We start from the raw sequence: 15,957 nt of genomic DNA, 5'->3' as shown, positions 1-15,957 counted from the left end.
GGCGCCGATCCCGGCTCGGGCGGCCGGGACGGTGGCCTCGGGTATTGTTGCCGCCGGACCGGCCCACCACCCGGCGGACGGGCGCACCAGCACCTGCCGGCCGAGCCGCGGGCGATCGCCCGACCGGGCCGGTTGGCCGGGTCGGCGGGTCATCGGGTAACCTGACCAGGTTGCCCGGGCAGCGCCTGCCGGCGACCTCATGAACGTTTCAATCCCAGGAGTATCCCGTGGCTAGCGTGTGCGACGTCTGTGGCAAGGGACCGGGCTTCGGCCACAACGTGTCCCACTCGCACCGGCGGACCAACCGCCGCTGGAACCCGAACATCCAGTCGGTGCGTACCCCGGCCGGTGGCGGCAACACCAAGAAGTTGCAGGTCTGCACCTCGTGCATCAAGGCCGGCAAGGTCACCCGCGCCTGACGCGGTAGCACCCACCTTCTCGTACGGCTCAGCCGGCGGACCCCTACGGGTCCGCCGGCTCTGTCGTGTCCGCGCCAGGGTCGCTGACGACTACGCGACGCGGCGGCCGCCCCGGCCGCCCGCCCGGTTAGGGTCGCGCTGCGCCGGCCGTCCGGTCCGGCCCGGGTGAAGGGGTGACGGGTGCAGCTGGACCTGAGCCGGGACGAGATGGTCATGGTGGGTTTCGCGCTGGATCTGCTGCGCGGGCTCGGCGACCTGCTGCCCGCCGGCAGCGTGGTCGTGGTCGAGGAACCCGACCTCATCCGCCGCCGTGACGTTGAGCGGCGCTGCGCCGCGCTGCCGTTCGTCTCCCGGGTGGTGGCGGCCGAGTACCAGACCGGCCTTGACGCGGCGGCGCTGCTGGCCCGGGAACCGGGGCTGACCGCCGCGCGGCTGGTGGTGCCCGGTCAGGAGTACGGCGTGCTCGCCGCGGCCCGGCTGGCCGACGCCCTCGGCCTGCCCGGCGCCGGTGTGCAGGCCGCCGAGATCTTCACCGACAAGCACCGGATGCGGCTGCTCGCCGCGGCGGCCGGCCTGACCAACCCGGCGTTCGCGGTGGTCGACACGGCCGCCGAGGCGACCGGGTTCGCCCACCGGCAGGGCGGGCGCTGCGTGCTGAAGCCCACCCGCCGCGCGGGCAGCCTCGGCGTGCAGATCGTCACCGACTCGGCGCTGGTCGCCGCCGCCTGGGCCGCCAGCGCCGATCCGGAGACGCCGCCCGACGCCATCGCCGAAGGCCTGCCCACCGCGGTCCTCGCCGAGCAGGTGCTGACCGGCACCGAGCACAGCGTGGAGTTGCTCATCTCCGAGGGCGAGGTGCGCTTCTGCAACGTCACCGACAAGCGGGTGCTGGCCGGTGGGCGGCCGGTGGAGACCGGGCACACCGTGCCGTCCGCGCTGCCCGAGGACGCCCGACGGGAGCTGCTCGACGTGGCCACCCGGCTTGCCGGCGCCGCCGGCTTCCGCACCGGCGTGCTGCACAGCGAGTGGATCCGCACCGACGCCGGCCCGGCGCTGGTGGAGTGCGCCGCCCGGCTCCCCGGCGACCTGATCGCCGTACTGATCTCGGTTGCCTACGAGTGCGGTTTCGTCGCCGCGTACCTGCGCACGCTCCGGGGGGAACGCCCGGCGCTGCCGGCCGGCCCGCGCGGCGCGGCGGCCGTGGAGTTCCTGCTCGCTCCGCCCGGCGCCGTCACCGCCGTGGACGGGGTACGCGCGGCCAGCCGGGTGCCCGGCGTGCTGGACGTCGGGGTGGGCGTGACGGTGGGTGACCGGGTGGCCGAGGTCACCTCGTCGGCGCGGCGCAGCGGCCAGGTGCTGGCCTGGGGCGCCGACCCGGCCGAGGCGACCGCGGCGGCCGCCCGGGCCGCCGCCCAGATCCGGATCACCACCGGCTGAACGTCGGCCACCGGGCGCTCGGTCGGCGACCGTCCGGGTCAGAGGGTGCGGCCGAAGGAGACGCAGCCCTCCGCGTCCTTGTAGAAGCCGAAGTTCGGGATCTGCTCGTAGCCGGCGGAGTTGTACATGGCGATCGCCTCGGGCTGCCTGTCCCCGCACTCCAGGACCATCCGCTTGCGGCCCTGCTCACGGGCCGAGCGCTCGACGGCCGCCAGCACCCTCCGGGCAACGCCCCGCCCACGGGCCGCCGGGGCGGTGTACATCCGCTTCAGCTCTGCGGTGTCCGCGCCGTGGCTGCGCCAACCGCCACAGCCGACCGGCTCGCCGGCCAGGTAGGCGACGAGGAACGCGCCGTCCGGCGGCACGAACTCGGCCGCGTCCACCGGGGTGTCGTCGCCGGTACCGCCGTAGCGGGCGCCGAGGTCGGCCAGCGCGTCGCGGATCAACTGCTGCGCCACCGGCGCGTCGAACCGCACCACCCGGATCTCGATCTCACTCACGGTATCCAGGGTACGGCGGGCGCGGGACCTCACCGGAAGTGGTCCCAGCCCCTCGGCCCCTCGTAGGGGCCGCCATCGACGGTGACCCCGGCACCGGCCGTGACCAGGCCGATCGCCCGCCAGTCCGCCGGCAACGCCACCGCCGGGGGGAAGGTCGCGGCCAACGCGTGATCCTCGCCGCCGGCCAGGATCCAGGTGTACGGGTCGACGCCGAGCGCCTGCGCGGCGTCGGCCATCTGCCGGGGCACCTCGAACGCGTCCCGGCGCACGTCGATCGCCACCCCGCTGGCCGCCGCCACGTGCCCGAGGTCGGCGAGCAGCCCGTCCGACACGTCGATCATCGAGGTGGCGCCGAGCCTGGCGGCCTGCGGTCCGGCCGAGTACGGCACCTGCGGCCTCCGGTACGCCTCCACCAGCAGCCGGGGGGTGCGGAAGCCGCGGGTGAGCACGGTCAGGCCGGCCGCCGCGTACCCGGTGCGGCCGGCCAGGGCCAGCACGTCACCGGGGCGGGCGCCGGAGCGCACCACGGGCGGACGGCCGCCGAGGTCGCCCAGCGCGGTGACCGCGACGGTCAGGGTCGGGCTGGACGACATGTCCCCGCCGACCACGCTCGCGCCGACCGTGGCCGCCTCCGCGGCCAGCCCGTCGGCCAACTCCTCGGCCCAACTGGTCTCCAGGTCCGCCGGCATGCAGAGGGCGACCAGCAGGGCGGTTGGTGTGGCGCCCATCGCGGCGATGTCAGCCAGGTTGGCCGCCGCGGCCCGGTGTCCGACGTCCCGGGCGGAGCACCAGTCCCGCCGGAAGTGCCGGCCGTCGACCAGCACGTCGGTGGAGGCGGCGACCCGGGCGTCCGGGGCGGCCACCACCGCCGCGTCGTCCCCTGGGCCGAGCAGGGTCGTCGGTCCGACCGACAGGCGGGCGGTGATCCGCCCGATCAATCCGAACTCGCCGATCCCGCCCACGCTGGCGACACCGCCGGCGTTCCGTCCGTTCTGCCCGGCACCGCCGTGCTCGCTCACTGCTGCTCCTTGACCACCGATAGGGATCAGACCTGGTCCGTAAGGTAGTTTCACCCTTCGGGCCGCCCCTGGGCGGCGACGGACGGAGGTCGAGTCGTGGTACAGGCGTACATCCTCATCCAGACCGAGGTCGGCCGCGCACGTGACGTGGCCGGTCTCATCGCGGACCTTGCCGGCGTGGTACGCGTCGACGCCGTCACCGGGCCGTACGACGTGGTCGTCCTCACCGAGGCGAACACCGTCGACGAGCTCGGGAAACTCATTGTCAGCAAGGTGCAGATGGTGCCCGGCATCACTCGCACCCTCACGTGTTCGGTGGTGCGGCTGTAAGTGGACGAGATGGCTACCTCCTCCGCCGCTGAGAACGACGACCGGCTCGACGGGACGCGCGACGGTACGCCCGAGCCGGCTGACGGTATCCGCGAGCCGGCCGAGCCGGCCGGCGACGCGCCGGCTGGCCGGGACCGGACCATCCGAGGCGCGGCCCTGCTGGCCACGTTGATCGCGTTGCCGGTCACGCTGCTGGTGGCCGTGCTGGCCTTCACCAGGCTCTCCCCGGCCGAGCCGGCCGCCGCGCCGAGCCCCACCGCCGCCCGGGTGCAGTCCACCGCTCCGGTGGAGATGGCCGCCCCGGCGCTGGCCGCCCGCCCGGCCACGGTGTGCCGTGCCCTGCTCTCCCAACTGCCGCCGACCATCCGCGACCGGGCGCAGCGCCCGGTCACCGCAGGTCCGGAGCAGAACGCCGCGTACGGCGATCCCGCGATCACCGTGGCCTGCGGCGGCACCGAGCCGGCCATCCCGCCCACCGACGAGGTCTGGACGGTCAACCGGGTCTGCTGGCACTCCGTCGAGCAGGACGACGCAACCGTGCTCACCGCGGTCGACCGGGAGACGCCGGTGACGGTGCGCGTCCCACGCTCCTTCGAGCAGCCGTTGCAGTGGGTGGCGCCGGTCTCCAGCGCGATCGTCGCCTCGGTGCCCTCCGGCGGCGACGTTCCCGCCGGCTGCCGGGCCTGACCCGACGACGTTCCGCCTGAGCGGGGCGTCGCGGGCCGGCCGGCGGCCACGGCTCAGTGCAGGCCGACGCCGCGCCGCTGGGCGGTGCGGATCAGGCGGTTGACCAGCTTCGGATACTCCAGGCCGGACGCCGCCCACATGCGCGGGAACATCGACGTCGGCGTGAACCCGGGCATGGTGTTGATCTCGTTGAGGTAGACGTCCAGCTCGGGGGTGACGAAGAAGTCGGCCCGGGCCAGGCCGGCGCAGTCCAGCGCGGTGAACGCGCGGACGGCGTACTCCTGCACCTGGCGGGTCACCCTCTCCGGGAGCCCGGCCGGAATGTCGTACTCGCAGGAGTCGTCGAGGTACTTCGCCTCGAAGTCGTAGAAGTCGTGGTCGGCGACGACGCGCACCTCGGCCAGCACGGACGCCTCCGGCGAACCGCCGGCCTCCCCCTCCAGCACGCCGCACTCGATCTCGCGGCCGACGATCGCGGCCTCGATGATGACCTTCGGGTCGAACTGCCGGGCGGTGGCGACCGCCTCGTCCAGCTGCGCCCAGTCGGTGACCCGGGTGATGCCGAACGACGAGCCGGCCCGGGAGGGCTTGACGAAGACCGGCAGGCCGAGCCGCTCCCGGTCCTGGTCGCTGAGCGTCATCCCGTTGCGCAGCACCGCGTACGGGCCGACCGGGATGCCCTCGACCGCGCAGAGCTTCTTGGTGAACTCCTTGTCCATCGCGGCGGCGGAGGCGAACACGTTCGCCCCGACGTAGGGGATGCCGGCCATCTCCAGCATTCCCTGGATGGTGCCGTCCTCGCCGTACGTGCCGTGCAGCACCGGGAAGACCACGTCCACGTCGGCCAGCGCGCGAGGGCCCTCGGTCGGGTCGAGCACCATCAGCCCGTTGCCGGTCGGGTCGGCACGCAGCACGATGTCCGCTCCGGACTCGGCGGTGATCTCGGGCAGTTGGCGGGAGTTGATCGCGAGCTGCGCGGGGTCGCCGTTGGTCAGCACCCACTGGCCGGCCCGGGTGATGCCCACGGGCACCACCTCGTACTCGTCGGGGTCGAGCGCGCCGAACACGCTGCCGGCGCTGACGCAGGAGATGCCGTGCTCCGGGCTGCGGCCGCCGAAGACGATCGCCACGCGGGTCTTGCCTGGGGTGGTCACTCCGGTCACCTCTTCGTACGCGACTGCGGCTGGTCGTGCTCGCCGATGGCGCTCACCCGGTTGACCTTACTGTGCGTGGCGGTAGGGCGAGGCGATACCCGGCGAGCCGCGGCTCGACACGGCAATCGGTCAACAGAGGATATACGGTGCGTGATGGGATGTTGACCGGCGGCGCGACGCCGGCCGGTGCTGGCGCGTCAGTCCCGGGCGTGCCGGCGACCGACGGCGATCACCTTCACGCGCTGGCGGCCGGCCCGCACCATGCCCAGGGCCATGAACGCGCCGGCGATCCGGTCGGCGGCCTCCCGACTGCTGGCACCGACCACCTGCCGGCGCCGCTCGGGTGCCGTCCGCTCGTTGCGCTCGATGCCCTCGACGGCACGCACGTCGGTGAGCACCACCAGGAAGCGGGTCATTGTCGGCCGTCCGGGTGTACGGCGGGGGGCTCCGGACCGGTACGCACGTCGTCTCCTTCCGGCGGGCCGGGATGGCGGCGGCACGCGACGATCGGGTACGGCGGAGAAACCCGATCGCCGCGCGCCCCATCCCCTCCGGTCGCTCACCGCCACCGTCGCCACGACAACCGGCAGTGAGGACGCGATGACAGATTGACACGTGTAGAGCCACCACCGGGAAGCCGCCGGGCTGACGCTCGAGACCGCCGCGGATGAGATCAACAGCACCCGCAGCACCCTCTCGCGGTACGAGAACGCGCAGACACTGATCAGCCCGGCCACCGTGCGCGCCCTGCTCACCTCGTACGGGGTGGGCGCCGACGAGGTGGCCGCCGCGGTGCAGCTCGCCAAGGACGCCCGCAAGCCGGGCTGGTGGGTGTCGTACTCCTACCTGCTGGACCCGCGCACCATCGACTTCATCGCTCTGGAGGCCGAGGCCACCGCCATCGCCAACTTCGAGCCCTCGGTGGTGCCCGGCCTGCTGCAGACCGCCGACTACATCCGTGGGGTGATGCGCGGCGGCCCGCACACCCTCGGCGACGACCTGGTGGAGCAGCGGGTCAAGGTCCGCCTCGATCGGCAACAGCGGCTCACCGGCGACGACCCGCCCATCCTCGACGCGATCATCGACGAGGGCGCGCTACTCCGCCCGGTCGGCGACCAGTCCGTGATGGACGGGCAGTTGCGCCATCTGGTGAAGATGGCCGAGCTGCCGAACATCTCCGTCCAGGTGATCCCGCTCTCGGCCGGCTACCACCGGGGCACCCGGGGCTCGCTGCACATCCTGGAGTTCGCCGACCCGGAGGACCCGATCATCGCCTCGGTGGAGACCGTCGCCGGCCAGATGATCCTCGACCGTGCCGGCGAAACGCGTACCTGCACCAAGATCATGGAGCACCTAAGGAGCGTGGCGCTCAGCCCGGCGGACAGCCGCAAGCAGCTCCTGACACTCCTGAAGGGACGGTAGGACATGACACCGACGATCACAGCGGCGCTGGCCGCGGCGGCGTGGCGCAAGAGCAGCCGCAGCGGCGACCAGGGCGCCCTGCGTGGAGGTGGCCGCGATCCCGCGGCTGGTGGCCGTCCGCGACTCCAAGGACCCGACCGGCCCGGCCCTGCTCTTCCCGCCGGCCGCCTGGACCGCCTTCGCCCAGGCCCCGCCCCGGCGCTGACCGGCGGCTCACGCGACCAGCGGGCTGGACTCCGGTACGGCGCGCAGTGCCTCCAGGGCGGCGATGGCCACGCCCCGGGCGCCGGCCATGTCCCGCTCCGGCACCAGGGCGAAGGTGGCCACGGCGGCCTGCTCCTCGCGGAGCACGGTGTGCTCGCGGACGGTCGCCAGGAACCAGTCGCGGAACTCCGGCGCCGCCTCCACCACCCCACCGCCGACGAAGTACGCGTGCGGGTCGGTGAAGTTGGCCGCCACGGTGAACAGCCGACCCAGCGCCATCGCCTGCTGGGTGAAGAGGTCCCGGGCCAGCGGGTCCCCCTGCTCGCCGTAGCCGCGGACCAGCTTCGCCGCGCGGGCGACCGGCTCGGCGGCGAGCGGGTGGTCGGGGTACCGGGTCAGCCAGTACGGCAGCAGGTTGCGTTCGATGCCGGTCAGCGAGGCGACGCTCTCGACGTCCCCGGTGAAGCCGCAGGCGCAGGTGGGCTCCGGCTGCTCCGGGCCGAGCAGCCCGGTCAGCGGGATGTGCACGTGACCCAGCTCGCCGGCCATCCCGGCCGCGCCGGCGATCACGCGCCCGCCCTCGACAACGCCGCCGCCCAGGCCGGTGCCGACGATCGCGGAGACCGACGACCGGTTCATCGCCTCGGCGCCGAAGTACACGTGGTGGGCGTAGAGCGCGGCCGCGTTGCCGTCGTTGTGGTAGACCACCGGCAGGCCCAGCCGCCGCTCCAGCGCGCCCCGCACGTCAAAGCCACGCCAGGCCGGCTGGGAGAAGTTGGTCGAGCCACGCGACGAGATGACGCCGGTGGCACTGGCCGGGCCCGGAGTGTCCAGCCCCACCGCCCGGACCAGCTCGCGGGGCACGCCGGTCTGCGCCAGAGCGCCGTCCAGCGCCCGGGCCAGCGCCTCGATCGCGGCGTCCGGGCCGGCCCGCACCTCGCTGGGGATCTCCAGCAGACCGTCCACCAGGAACCGGCCGTCCACCGTCAGCACGGTGGCGTTGTTGCTGGTCCCGCCGTTGTCCAGCCCGACGACCACCGGCACCCCTGCGCTGCCCACCGAAACCGCCCTCCGCCGTCATGAGTGTGAGCCGAGGCTAGTGCCAACACCGCTCCCCCGCCACGCCCGGCCTCCCCGGCCGGGTGGGGACACCCGCTGGCATCGCTGATCGCGGCGAGGTCGCATGTCGCGGGACTTCGCCTCGGTGCCGTTCGTTGGCGGCTCCGCTGCCGGACTGCTCTGCTGCCCGCGCTGCTGTCCCGGTGCCCCCGAGGTGCTTCCGCGCATCCTTTGCTCTGCTTCAACCGGCGCGACACTGTGGGTGTCTTTCTGTTGCGCCCGTTGAAGCAGAGCAAAGGACGAACAAGGGGTACGGCCAGCCCGCGCCCTCCGACGAGGGCCGGCCGCTGCGATGGGCTGAGCGACGCCACGTGCCCGGGCCGCGGAGGCGGTCAGCGGGCCGTGGTCAGCGGGCTACGGCGGGCGGGTTCAGGCGGGGCGGCGGGCGGGTTCAGGCCGGGCGGCGGGCGGGTTCAGGCCGGGCGGCGGGCGGTCACGGCGGTGGCATCCAGGTCCTCGTCGTGCCGCACGCTCGGCTCGAGACCGAGGGCGTCGAACGCCGCGCAGAGCGTGTCCGCCTGCCCGGCGCTGACCTCCACCGCGAGGTGTCCACCGGGCGCCAGCCACCGGACCGCGCCGGCGGCCACCCGGCGCAGCACGGCGAGCCCGTCCGGCCCGCCGTCGAGGGCCACCGGGGCCTCGTGCAGCCGCGCCTCGGCGGGCATCAGCGCCACCGCGGCGGTCGGCACGTACGGGGCGTTGGCCACCACCAGGTCCAAACGGCCCCTCCAGTGCGGGGGCAACGGCGCGAACAGGTCACCCTCGAACACCTCGGCGGCCAGTCCGGCGAGGTTGCGGCGGGCGCACGCCACGGCCGCCGGGTCGATGTCGGCGGCGGCCAGCCAGCGCGGCGCGAGCCGGTGCGCCAACGCGACCGTGGTGGCCCCGGAGCCGCAGCAGAGGTCGACCACGGCCGGCGCCGGACCGGTCACCGCGGCGGCCGCCTCGACGAGCAGCGCGGTGCGCCCCCGAGGCACGAAGACGCCCGCGGCGACGGCGATCCGCAGACCGCAGAACTCCGCCCAGCCGAGCAGATGCTCCAGCGGTTCGCCGGCCACCCGACGCTCGGTCAGGTCGGCCAACGCCGCCGGGGTGTCGGCCGCAGCCAGCAGCAGGTCGGCCTCGTCCTCGGCGTAGACGCAGCCGGCGGTGCGCAGCCGGTGCACGAGGGCCGGCCGGTCGGTGGAAAACGGTGCTGCCATGGGATACCTCCGGGAAACGCTCACCGGCGCTCCCGTGGCCGCTACCGCGGCGGGGACACGGGAGGAAGCGCCGGTCCTGTCGACTGACGGATCGGACTCACCTCCTCCGGTCGCGGCCCGCCGGTGCGGGCCGCCGACACGATATCTCAGGCCCGTCCGGCGGTGTCCAGCGCGGCGGCGATGTCGGCCACCAGATCGACCGTGTCCTCCACCCCGCAGGAGAGTCGAACGAAGCCGGGGGCGGTGTCGTCGCCCCACTGCGCCCGCCGGTCCGCGGTGGTGTGCAGGCCACCGAAGCTGGTGGCCGCCACCACCAGTCGGGCAGCCTCGACGAAGCGGCTCACCCGGTCGGCGTCGCCCAGGTCGAACGAGAGCACCCCCGGCATCCGGCGCATCTGCGCCGAGGCCACCGGGTACGCCGGGTCGTCGGTACGCCCCGGCCACCGCAGGCCGGTCACGTCCGGCCGGCCGGCGAGCAGATCGGCGACCGCGGCGGCGTTCGCGCTCTGCCGGGCCAGCCGCAGGTCGAGCGTGCCCAGCGAGCGGTGGGCCAACCAGGCATCGAACGCGCCCGGCACCGAACCTGTGGTGGTACGCCAGCGCGTCACCGCCTCGATCAGTTCGGCGGACCGGCTGGCCACGTAGCCCAGCAGCAGGTCGGAGTGGCCGGTGAGCGCCTTCGTACCCGAGGCGACCACCAGGTCGGCCCCGAAGTCCAGCGGACGCTGGCCGAGCGGGGTCGCCGTGGTGTTGTCCACCGCGAGCAGTGCGCCGGCGGCGTGCGCCCGTTCGGCCAGGGCGGCCACGTCGACCACGTCCAGGCCCGGGTTGGCCGGGGTCTCCACCAGCACCAGCCGGACGCCCTCCAGCGACGGGTACGGCCCGACGGTCGGGACGAACAGCACCCGGACGCCGATCGCCTCCAGCACATCGGTGGCGAACGCCCGGACCGGGAAGTATCCGTCGGTGGGCAGCACCACGGTGTCCCCCGGGCGCAGCAGGGTCAACAGCACCCCGGTGATGGCCGCCTGACCGGTGGCGAAGACCCGGCAGTCGCCGCCTTCCAACTCACCCACGGCCGACTCCAGCAGCCGCCGGGTGGGGTTGTCGGGGCGGCCGTAGCCGTTCGGTGAGCCGGCCGGGCCCTGCCACGGGTCGAGGTGGTACGGCGCGGCGAAGACCGGCCCGGGCAGGAAGGGGTCACCTGGTGCCGGCTCGGGCAGCCCGGCGTGCACACAGCGGGTGCCGTCTCCCAGATCGCTCATCGGGTCCTCACTCGTACGACTCGGGTTTGGCTGTCCGGCTCATCAGGGTGTCCACGGCGAGGCGGGGATCCATCCCCTCGTGGCAGATCCGCTCGACCTGCTCGGTGATCGGCATCTCGACACCGTGCGCCCGCGCCAGGTCGCGGATCGCCAGGCAGCTCTTCACGCCCTCGGCGGTCTGCCGGGTGGCGGCCTGGGCCTGCTCCAGCGTCTCGCCCCGGCCCAGATGCTCCCCGAAGGTGCGGTTCCGGGCCAGCGGGGACGAGCAGGAGGCGACCAGGTCGCCCATGCCCGCCAGGCCGGCGAAGGTGATCGGGTCCGCGCCGAGCGCCACACCCAGGCGGGCCGTCTCGGCCAGCCCGCGGGTCATCAACATGGCCCGAGTGTTGTCACCGAAGCCCATCGCGGTGGCGATGCCGTACGACAGGGCGATCACGTTCTTGACCGCCCCGCCCAGCTCGCAGCCGATCACGTCGTCATTGGTGTACGGGCGCAGGTAGGGAGTCCGGATCGACGCCTGCACGAGCGTGGTGCGGTGGCTGTTCGTTCCGGCGACCACGGTGGCGGCCGGCTGCTCGGCGGCGATCTCCGGGGCCAGGTTCGGACCGGAGACCACGACCACGCGGTCCGCAGCCACACCGGCGGTCTCCACGATGACCTCGCTCATCCGGCTGGTGGTGCCCAGCTCGATGCCCTTCATCAGCGACACGAGGGTGGCGTCCGGGTGCAGGTGCCCGGCCCACTCGGCGAGGTTGCCGCGCAGGGTCTGCGACGGCACGGCCAGCACCACCAGCTCGGCGCCGGTGATCGCCTCGACCGCGTCGTGGGTGGCGGTGACCCGGGCCGGCAGCAGCAGGTCCGGCAGGTACTCCGGGTTCCGGCGCTCGGTGCGGATGCTCTGGGCCACCGGCGCGCGCCGCGCCCACACCGTCACGTCCCGCCCCGCGTCGGCGAGGATCTTGGCGAACGCGGTGCCCCAGGAGCCGGCGCCGAGCACCGCGACGTGGCCCGTGCTGTGCCCGTTCACGCAACACCACCCTGCTGGCGCTCGGCGGACGGTCGGGCCGGCCGTTCCCAGAGCGGCGGCGGGGTGCCGCCACGGATCTCGGCGAGCATGTCCCGCAGCCGCAGCATGATGGCGTCCGACATCCCCTCGAGAGTGGCTCGCGTCGGCGGGGCGTCCGCCCACCGGCTCAGGTCGACCGGTTCGCCGGCGACCACGGTCACCGGGATCCGCGGACGCAGGCTGAGCCGGGTGGTCCGCGGGTCGAAGATCCGCTCCGGCCCCCACATCACCAGTGGCACCACGGGCGCACCGGTGGCCAGCGCCAACCGGGCCGCGCCGGTCTTGGCCTTCATCGGCCACAGCTCCGGCTGCCGGGTGGTGGTGCCCTCCGGGTAGATCACCACCGCGCCGCCCTCGTCGAGCGCGGCGACCAGCGCGTCCAGCGAGCGGACCGCGTCCACGGTGCCCCGCTCGACCGGAATCTGCCGGCACCGGCGCAGGATCCAGCCGACCACCGGCACCCGGAACACGCTGGCCTTGCCCAGGTACTGCGGCCACCGCCCGGAGTCGAAGATGAAGTGCGCGGAGACCAGCGGGTCGGCGTGCGAGATGTGGTTCGCGACGATGATGACGCCGCCGTCCCGGCCGAGGTGCTCCATGCCGCGCCACGTGCGCCGGGTCCAGACGGTCATCACCGGCTTCACCAGCGCCACGGCGAACCATTGCCAGAACCCCAGCCTCCGCCGTGCCACTGTGCCTCCTCGTCCCGCCCGACCCCGCCGCGAACCCCGTTCACGACGCCCGCAGCGGAAATCATGCCTGCTCGCCCCCGGTACGGCCAGCGAGGGTCCCGCCGTCCGGCTGGCAGGATTGCCGACGTGAGTCAACCGGGGTGGGCCGTGGTCGTGCCGGTGAAGCGTCTGACCGCAGCCAAGAGCCGGCTGCGGGGCGCCCTTTCCGGCGTACCGCACGAGGAGCTGGCGCTGGCGCTGGCGGCCGACACGCTCCGCGCGGTGCTGACCTGCCCGGCGGTCGCCGAGGTTCTGGTGGTGACCGACGACGCCCGGGTGGCGGTGGCGGCGCGGACCGCCGGCGCGCGGGTGCGACCCGACGAGCCGGACGCCGGTCTGAACGCCGCGTTCCGGCACGGCGCGGCGGGCGTGCCCGCCGGGTGGGTGGCGGGGCTCACCGCCGACCTGCCGGCGCTGCGCCCGGCCGAGCTGGCCGGCGCGCTGCTCGCGGCGCGGGCCGGCCGAGCGCGGGTACGCCGGTTCGTGCCGGACGCACCGGGCGAGGGCACGGTGCTGCTCACGGCGCCGCCGGGCATCGCCCTGGACCCGCGGTTCGGAATGGGCTCGGCGGCGGCGCACACGGCCAGCGGGGCGCTGCCCCTGAACGGCGACTGGCCCAGCCTGCGCCGGGACGTGGACACCGCCGCCGACCTGGCCGCCGCCGCCCGGCTCGGGCTGGGACCGCGTACCGCCGCGCTGCTCGCCGCCGGCTGCCCGGCCCGCTCCGCGGGCTGACCCGCCGGTGTACGGTGCCAAGCATGCAAGGCACGGTGGCCAGCTACGACGCGGCGACGCGCAGCGGAGTTCTGCTGCTCGACGACGGCACCGAGCTGCGCTTTCCCGCCCGGGCCTTCGACGCCTCCGGGCTGCGGCTGCTCCGGCTCGGCCAGCGGGTTCGCGTCGACACGGATTCAGACGGCGAGGTCGTCCGGGTGACATTGCCGACGATGAGCTGAACCGGCGAGGCCAAGTTCATTTTGCGTTAACCCGGATCGGGTGATTATGAGCGGGTGAGCACCCCTCGCGAGCACCCGGCCGGCACGCCCGCCACCGACCCAGCCGTCCCCCGCAACGGCGCCCGCACACGCGGCGGCGACGGCCGATTCCGGCAGGTCCGCGCCGAGCGGGCCGGCGCCGCCCGCGCCGACGCGCACGACACCGACCCGGCCGCGGCCTCCTCCGGGCTGGACGAGGTCCTCGACTCCGCCGTCTCGTCCACCGAGACGGACGGCCCGGCGGCCGGTGGGCTGCGGCCGACCAGGCCCGAGGGACGGCCGGCCGGCGGCGAGCCGGACGAACCGCCGGTTCCCGCGCCACTGCCGGAGGACCGGTTCCTCAACCGGGAGCTGTCGTGGCTCGACTTCAACGCCCGGGTGCTCACGCTCGCCGAGGACCAGCGCACCCCGCTGCTGGAGCGGGCCAAGTTCCTCGCCATCTTCGCCAGCAACCTCGACGAGTTCTACATGGTGCGGATCGCGGGGCTGAAGCGACGGCTCTCCGCCGGCCTTCCGGTACGCGGCGGCGACCGGCTGCCCCTGCGGACCCAGCTGGAGCTGATCGCCGAGCGGACCGCCGAGCTGGTCGCCCGGCACGCCGCGTGCTTCGTCGACGACGTGCTGCCCAAGCTGGCCGACGAAAGCATCCGCATCCTGCGTTGGGGCGACCTGGGCGACGCCGAGCGGGAGCGGCTGCGCACCTACTTCCGGGAGCACATCTTCCCGGTGCTGACCCCGCTCGCGGTGGACCCGGCGCACCCGTTCCCGTACATCTCCGGGCGGTCGCTGAACCTGGCGGTGGCGGTCCGCGACCCGGACGGCGGTTCGGAGCTGTTCGCCCGGGTGAAGGTGCCCAACAACGTCCCCCGCTTCGTACGCGTGGACCGGGACCAGCCGGGCGTGCGGATGGTGCCGGTGGAGGACCTGATCTCGGTGCACCTGGGGCAGCTGTTCAGCGGCATGCAGGTGGTCGAGTGTCACCTCTTCCGGGTCACCCGCAACGCCGAGGTGGAGGTCGACGAGGACCGCGACGAGGACCTGCTCCAGGCCCTGGAACGGGAGCTGGCGCGGCGTCGGTTCGGCCCGCCGGTCCGGCTGGAGGTGGCCGCGTCGATCTCCGATCACATGCTGGACCTGCTCGTGCGGGAACTGGACATGGACGACCAGGACGTGCTGCGGGTCCCCGGGCTGCTGGACCTCTCCGCGCTCTGGCAGGTCTACGGCGAGGCGGACCGGCCGGACCTCAAGGACCCGCCGTTCGTGCCGGCCACCCATCCCCGGCTCGCCGAGGGTGAGGTGCCGCGCAGCGTCTTCGCCACCCTGCGCGACGGGGACATCCTGGTGCACCACCCGTACCACTCGTTCGCCACCAGCGTGCAGCGCTTCATCGAGCAGGCCGCCGCCGACCCGAACGTGCTGGCCATCAAGCAGACCCTGTACCGCACCAGCGGCGACTCGCCGATCGTCGACGCCCTGGTCGACGCGGCCGCCGCCGGCAAGCAGGTGGTGGTGCTGGTGGAGGTGAAGGCCCGCTTCGACGAGGTGGCCAACATCGGCTGGGCGCGCACCCTGGAACGCGCCGGGTGTCACGTCGTGTACGGCCTGGTCGGCCTGAAGACGCACTGCAAGACCGCGCTGGTGGTCCGGCAGGAGGGCAACCAGATCCGCCGCTACTGCCACATCGGCACCGGCAACTACCACCCGAAGACCGCGCGGCTGTACGAGGACTTCGGCATGCTCACCGCCGACCCGGAGGTCGGCGCCGACCTCACCGACCTGTTCAACGTGCTCACCGGCTACAGCCGGCAGACCGCGTACCGGCGGCTGCTGGTCGCCCCGCAGGGCATCCGCAGCGGCCTGATCGAGCGGATCGAGCGGGAGATCTCGCACGTCCGGCTGGGCATGCCCGGTCTCGTCCAGTTCAAGGTCAACTCGCTGGTCGACGAGGGCGTGACCGACGCGCTGTACCGGGCCTCCCAGGCCGGCGTGCACGTCGACCTGCTCATCCGGGGAATGTGCACGCTGCGTCCGGGGGTGCCGGGGCTGTCGGAGAACATCCGCGTCCGCTCGATCCTCGGCCGGTTCCTGGAGCACTCCCGCATCTTCCGGTTCGGCAACAACGGCAACGCCGAGTTCTGGATGGGCTCGGCGGATCTGATGCACCGCAACCTGGACCGGCGGGTGGAGGCGCTGGTGCAGGTGAGCGACCCGGTGGCCCGAGCCGAGCTGGACCGGGTGCTGACCATGGCGATGAGCCCCGACGTGGACGCGTTCGAGCTGGCCGGTGACGGCTGTTGGAGCCGGCGTGCCGGCGGGGACGAGGAGACCCGGGAGCATCTCCAGGAACTGCTGCTGCACCGGGTCGGTGGCACCGCCGGCTGACCGGGTCGCGGCATAGGCTGACCTG

16 protein-coding genes and 2 pseudogenes are annotated in these 15,957 nt (G+C 73.9%); 9 read left to right on the top strand and 9 right to left on the bottom strand.

Annotated features, from left to right (window positions below):
* Window positions 1-227 precede the first annotated feature (227 nt).
* A complete protein-coding gene (gene rpmB / locus ACFYPS_RS23490) occupies window positions 228-419 on the top strand; it encodes a 50S ribosomal protein L28 (RefSeq protein WP_007456456.1) in 192 nt (63 codons plus the stop codon).
* Between the two features lie 180 nt (window positions 420-599).
* Window positions 600-1,856, top strand: coding sequence for an ATP-grasp domain-containing protein (locus tag ACFYPS_RS23485; protein WP_354966952.1), 1,257 nt, complete (start codon window positions 600-602; stop codon window positions 1,854-1,856).
* Window positions 1,857-1,894: 38 nt separating this feature from the next.
* Here ACFYPS_RS23485 and ACFYPS_RS23480 read toward each other — a convergent pair whose 3' ends face one another.
* Both ACFYPS_RS23480 and ACFYPS_RS23475 read right to left on the bottom strand, forming a co-directional pair.
* Complete coding sequence (locus ACFYPS_RS23480) at window positions 1,895-2,356, bottom strand: GNAT family N-acetyltransferase (protein WP_354966953.1); 462 nt, start codon at window positions 2,354-2,356, stop codon at window positions 1,895-1,897.
* Between the two features lie 29 nt (window positions 2,357-2,385).
* Window positions 2,386-3,318 (bottom strand): thiamine-phosphate kinase, encoded by a 933-nt coding sequence (locus tag ACFYPS_RS23475; protein WP_354967063.1) that lies wholly within the window; start codon window positions 3,316-3,318, stop codon window positions 2,386-2,388.
* Window positions 3,319-3,471: 153 nt separating this feature from the next.
* Here ACFYPS_RS23475 and ACFYPS_RS23470 point away from each other — a divergent pair, with 153 nt between their 5' ends.
* Both ACFYPS_RS23470 and ACFYPS_RS23465 read left to right on the top strand, forming a co-directional pair.
* A complete protein-coding gene (locus tag ACFYPS_RS23470; RefSeq protein WP_013284547.1) occupies window positions 3,472-3,705 on the top strand; it encodes an Lrp/AsnC ligand binding domain-containing protein in 234 nt (77 codons plus the stop codon).
* Between the two features lie 9 nt (window positions 3,706-3,714).
* Window positions 3,715-4,392: a DUF3515 family protein gene (locus ACFYPS_RS23465; RefSeq protein ID WP_387326999.1), complete on the top strand. Its 678-nt coding sequence runs from the start codon at window positions 3,715-3,717 to the stop codon at window positions 4,390-4,392.
* A gap of 53 nt (window positions 4,393-4,445) precedes the next feature.
* On the opposite strand, the gene ACFYPS_RS23460 is transcribed toward ACFYPS_RS23465, so the two are convergent.
* Together ACFYPS_RS23460 and ACFYPS_RS23455 are read right to left on the bottom strand one after the other, a co-directional pair.
* A complete protein-coding gene (locus tag ACFYPS_RS23460) occupies window positions 4,446-5,546 on the bottom strand; it encodes a D-alanine--D-alanine ligase family protein (protein ID WP_354966955.1) in 1,101 nt (366 codons plus the stop codon).
* Window positions 5,547-5,743: 197 nt separating this feature from the next.
* Window positions 5,744-5,962 (bottom strand): hypothetical protein, encoded by a 219-nt coding sequence (locus tag ACFYPS_RS23455; protein ID WP_354966956.1) that lies wholly within the window; start codon window positions 5,960-5,962, stop codon window positions 5,744-5,746.
* Between the two features lie 211 nt (window positions 5,963-6,173).
* Here ACFYPS_RS23455 and ACFYPS_RS23450 point away from each other — a divergent pair.
* Both ACFYPS_RS23450 and ACFYPS_RS23445 read left to right on the top strand, forming a co-directional pair.
* Window positions 6,174-6,968, top strand: a pseudogene (locus ACFYPS_RS23450) (helix-turn-helix transcriptional regulator); the annotation flags it as partial.
* A 3-nt stretch (window positions 6,969-6,971) separates the two neighbouring features.
* Window positions 6,972-7,173: pseudogene (locus ACFYPS_RS23445) on the top strand (DUF397 domain-containing protein).
* An 8-nt stretch (window positions 7,174-7,181) separates the two neighbouring features.
* On the opposite strand, the gene ACFYPS_RS23440 reads toward ACFYPS_RS23445, so the two are convergent.
* From ACFYPS_RS23440 to ACFYPS_RS23420, 5 genes are all read right to left on the bottom strand, one after another.
* The gene (locus ACFYPS_RS23440) at window positions 7,182-8,231 is read right to left on the bottom strand and encodes an ROK family protein (protein ID WP_387326997.1); all 1,050 of its coding nucleotides are present in this window, start codon (window positions 8,229-8,231) and stop codon (window positions 7,182-7,184) included.
* 473 nt (window positions 8,232-8,704) lie between these two features.
* Complete coding sequence (locus ACFYPS_RS23435) at window positions 8,705-9,493, bottom strand: putative protein N(5)-glutamine methyltransferase (RefSeq protein ID WP_387326995.1); 789 nt, start codon at window positions 9,491-9,493, stop codon at window positions 8,705-8,707.
* A gap of 146 nt (window positions 9,494-9,639) precedes the next feature.
* Entirely contained in the window at window positions 9,640-10,758 is a 1,119-nt protein-coding gene (locus ACFYPS_RS23430) for a cystathionine gamma-lyase (protein WP_354966960.1), read from the bottom strand.
* Between the two features lie 7 nt (window positions 10,759-10,765).
* Window positions 10,766-11,785, bottom strand: coding sequence for an NAD(P)H-dependent glycerol-3-phosphate dehydrogenase (locus ACFYPS_RS23425; RefSeq protein WP_354966961.1), 1,020 nt, complete (start codon window positions 11,783-11,785; stop codon window positions 10,766-10,768).
* Window positions 11,782-12,516 (bottom strand): lysophospholipid acyltransferase family protein, encoded by a 735-nt coding sequence (locus tag ACFYPS_RS23420; RefSeq protein WP_354966962.1) that lies wholly within the window; start codon window positions 12,514-12,516, stop codon window positions 11,782-11,784. The genes ACFYPS_RS23425 and ACFYPS_RS23420 overlap by 4 nt, the downstream gene beginning before the upstream one ends.
* A 126-nt stretch (window positions 12,517-12,642) precedes the next feature.
* Between ACFYPS_RS23420 and cofC the strand changes: the two genes are divergently transcribed.
* From cofC to ACFYPS_RS23405, 3 genes are read left to right on the top strand one after another with little or no spacing between them, the layout of a single operon-like run.
* Window positions 12,643-13,290 carry a 2-phospho-L-lactate guanylyltransferase gene (gene cofC / locus ACFYPS_RS23415; protein ID WP_387326993.1) on the top strand — a complete coding sequence of 216 codons (648 nt, stop codon included), beginning with the start codon at window positions 12,643-12,645 and terminating at the stop codon, window positions 13,288-13,290.
* A 23-nt stretch (window positions 13,291-13,313) separates the two neighbouring features.
* The gene (locus ACFYPS_RS23410; RefSeq protein WP_354966964.1) at window positions 13,314-13,511 is read left to right on the top strand and encodes a cold-shock protein; all 198 of its coding nucleotides are present in this window, start codon (window positions 13,314-13,316) and stop codon (window positions 13,509-13,511) included.
* A gap of 54 nt (window positions 13,512-13,565) precedes the next feature.
* A complete protein-coding gene (locus ACFYPS_RS23405) occupies window positions 13,566-15,932 on the top strand; it encodes an RNA degradosome polyphosphate kinase (protein WP_354966965.1) in 2,367 nt (788 codons plus the stop codon).
* Window positions 15,933-15,957: the final 25 nt, after the last annotated feature.

The sequence above is a fragment of the Micromonospora sp. NPDC005087 genome, assembly GCF_042872965.1.
Classification (GTDB): domain Bacteria; phylum Actinomycetota; class Actinomycetes; order Mycobacteriales; family Micromonosporaceae; genus Micromonospora.
The sequence above is the reverse complement of the archived record's forward strand: the minus strand, read 5'-3'. Positions and strand labels throughout refer to the sequence as shown.

Coding starts and splice junctions, on each gene's coding strand:
- ACFYPS_RS23465 (WP_387326999.1), top strand. CDS start 3,715: ATGGCTACCTCCTCCGCCGCTGAGAACGACGACCGGCTCGACGGGACG.
- ACFYPS_RS23455 (WP_354966956.1), bottom strand. CDS start 5,962: ATGACCCGCTTCCTGGTGGTGCTCACCGACGTGCGTGCCGTCGAGGGC.
- ACFYPS_RS23435 (WP_387326995.1), bottom strand. CDS start 9,493: ATGGCAGCACCGTTTTCCACCGACCGGCCGGCCCTCGTGCACCGGCTG.
- ACFYPS_RS23430 (WP_354966960.1), bottom strand. CDS start 10,758: ATGAGCGATCTGGGAGACGGCACCCGCTGTGTGCACGCCGGGCTGCCC.
- ACFYPS_RS23410 (WP_354966964.1), top strand. CDS start 13,314: ATGCAAGGCACGGTGGCCAGCTACGACGCGGCGACGCGCAGCGGAGTT.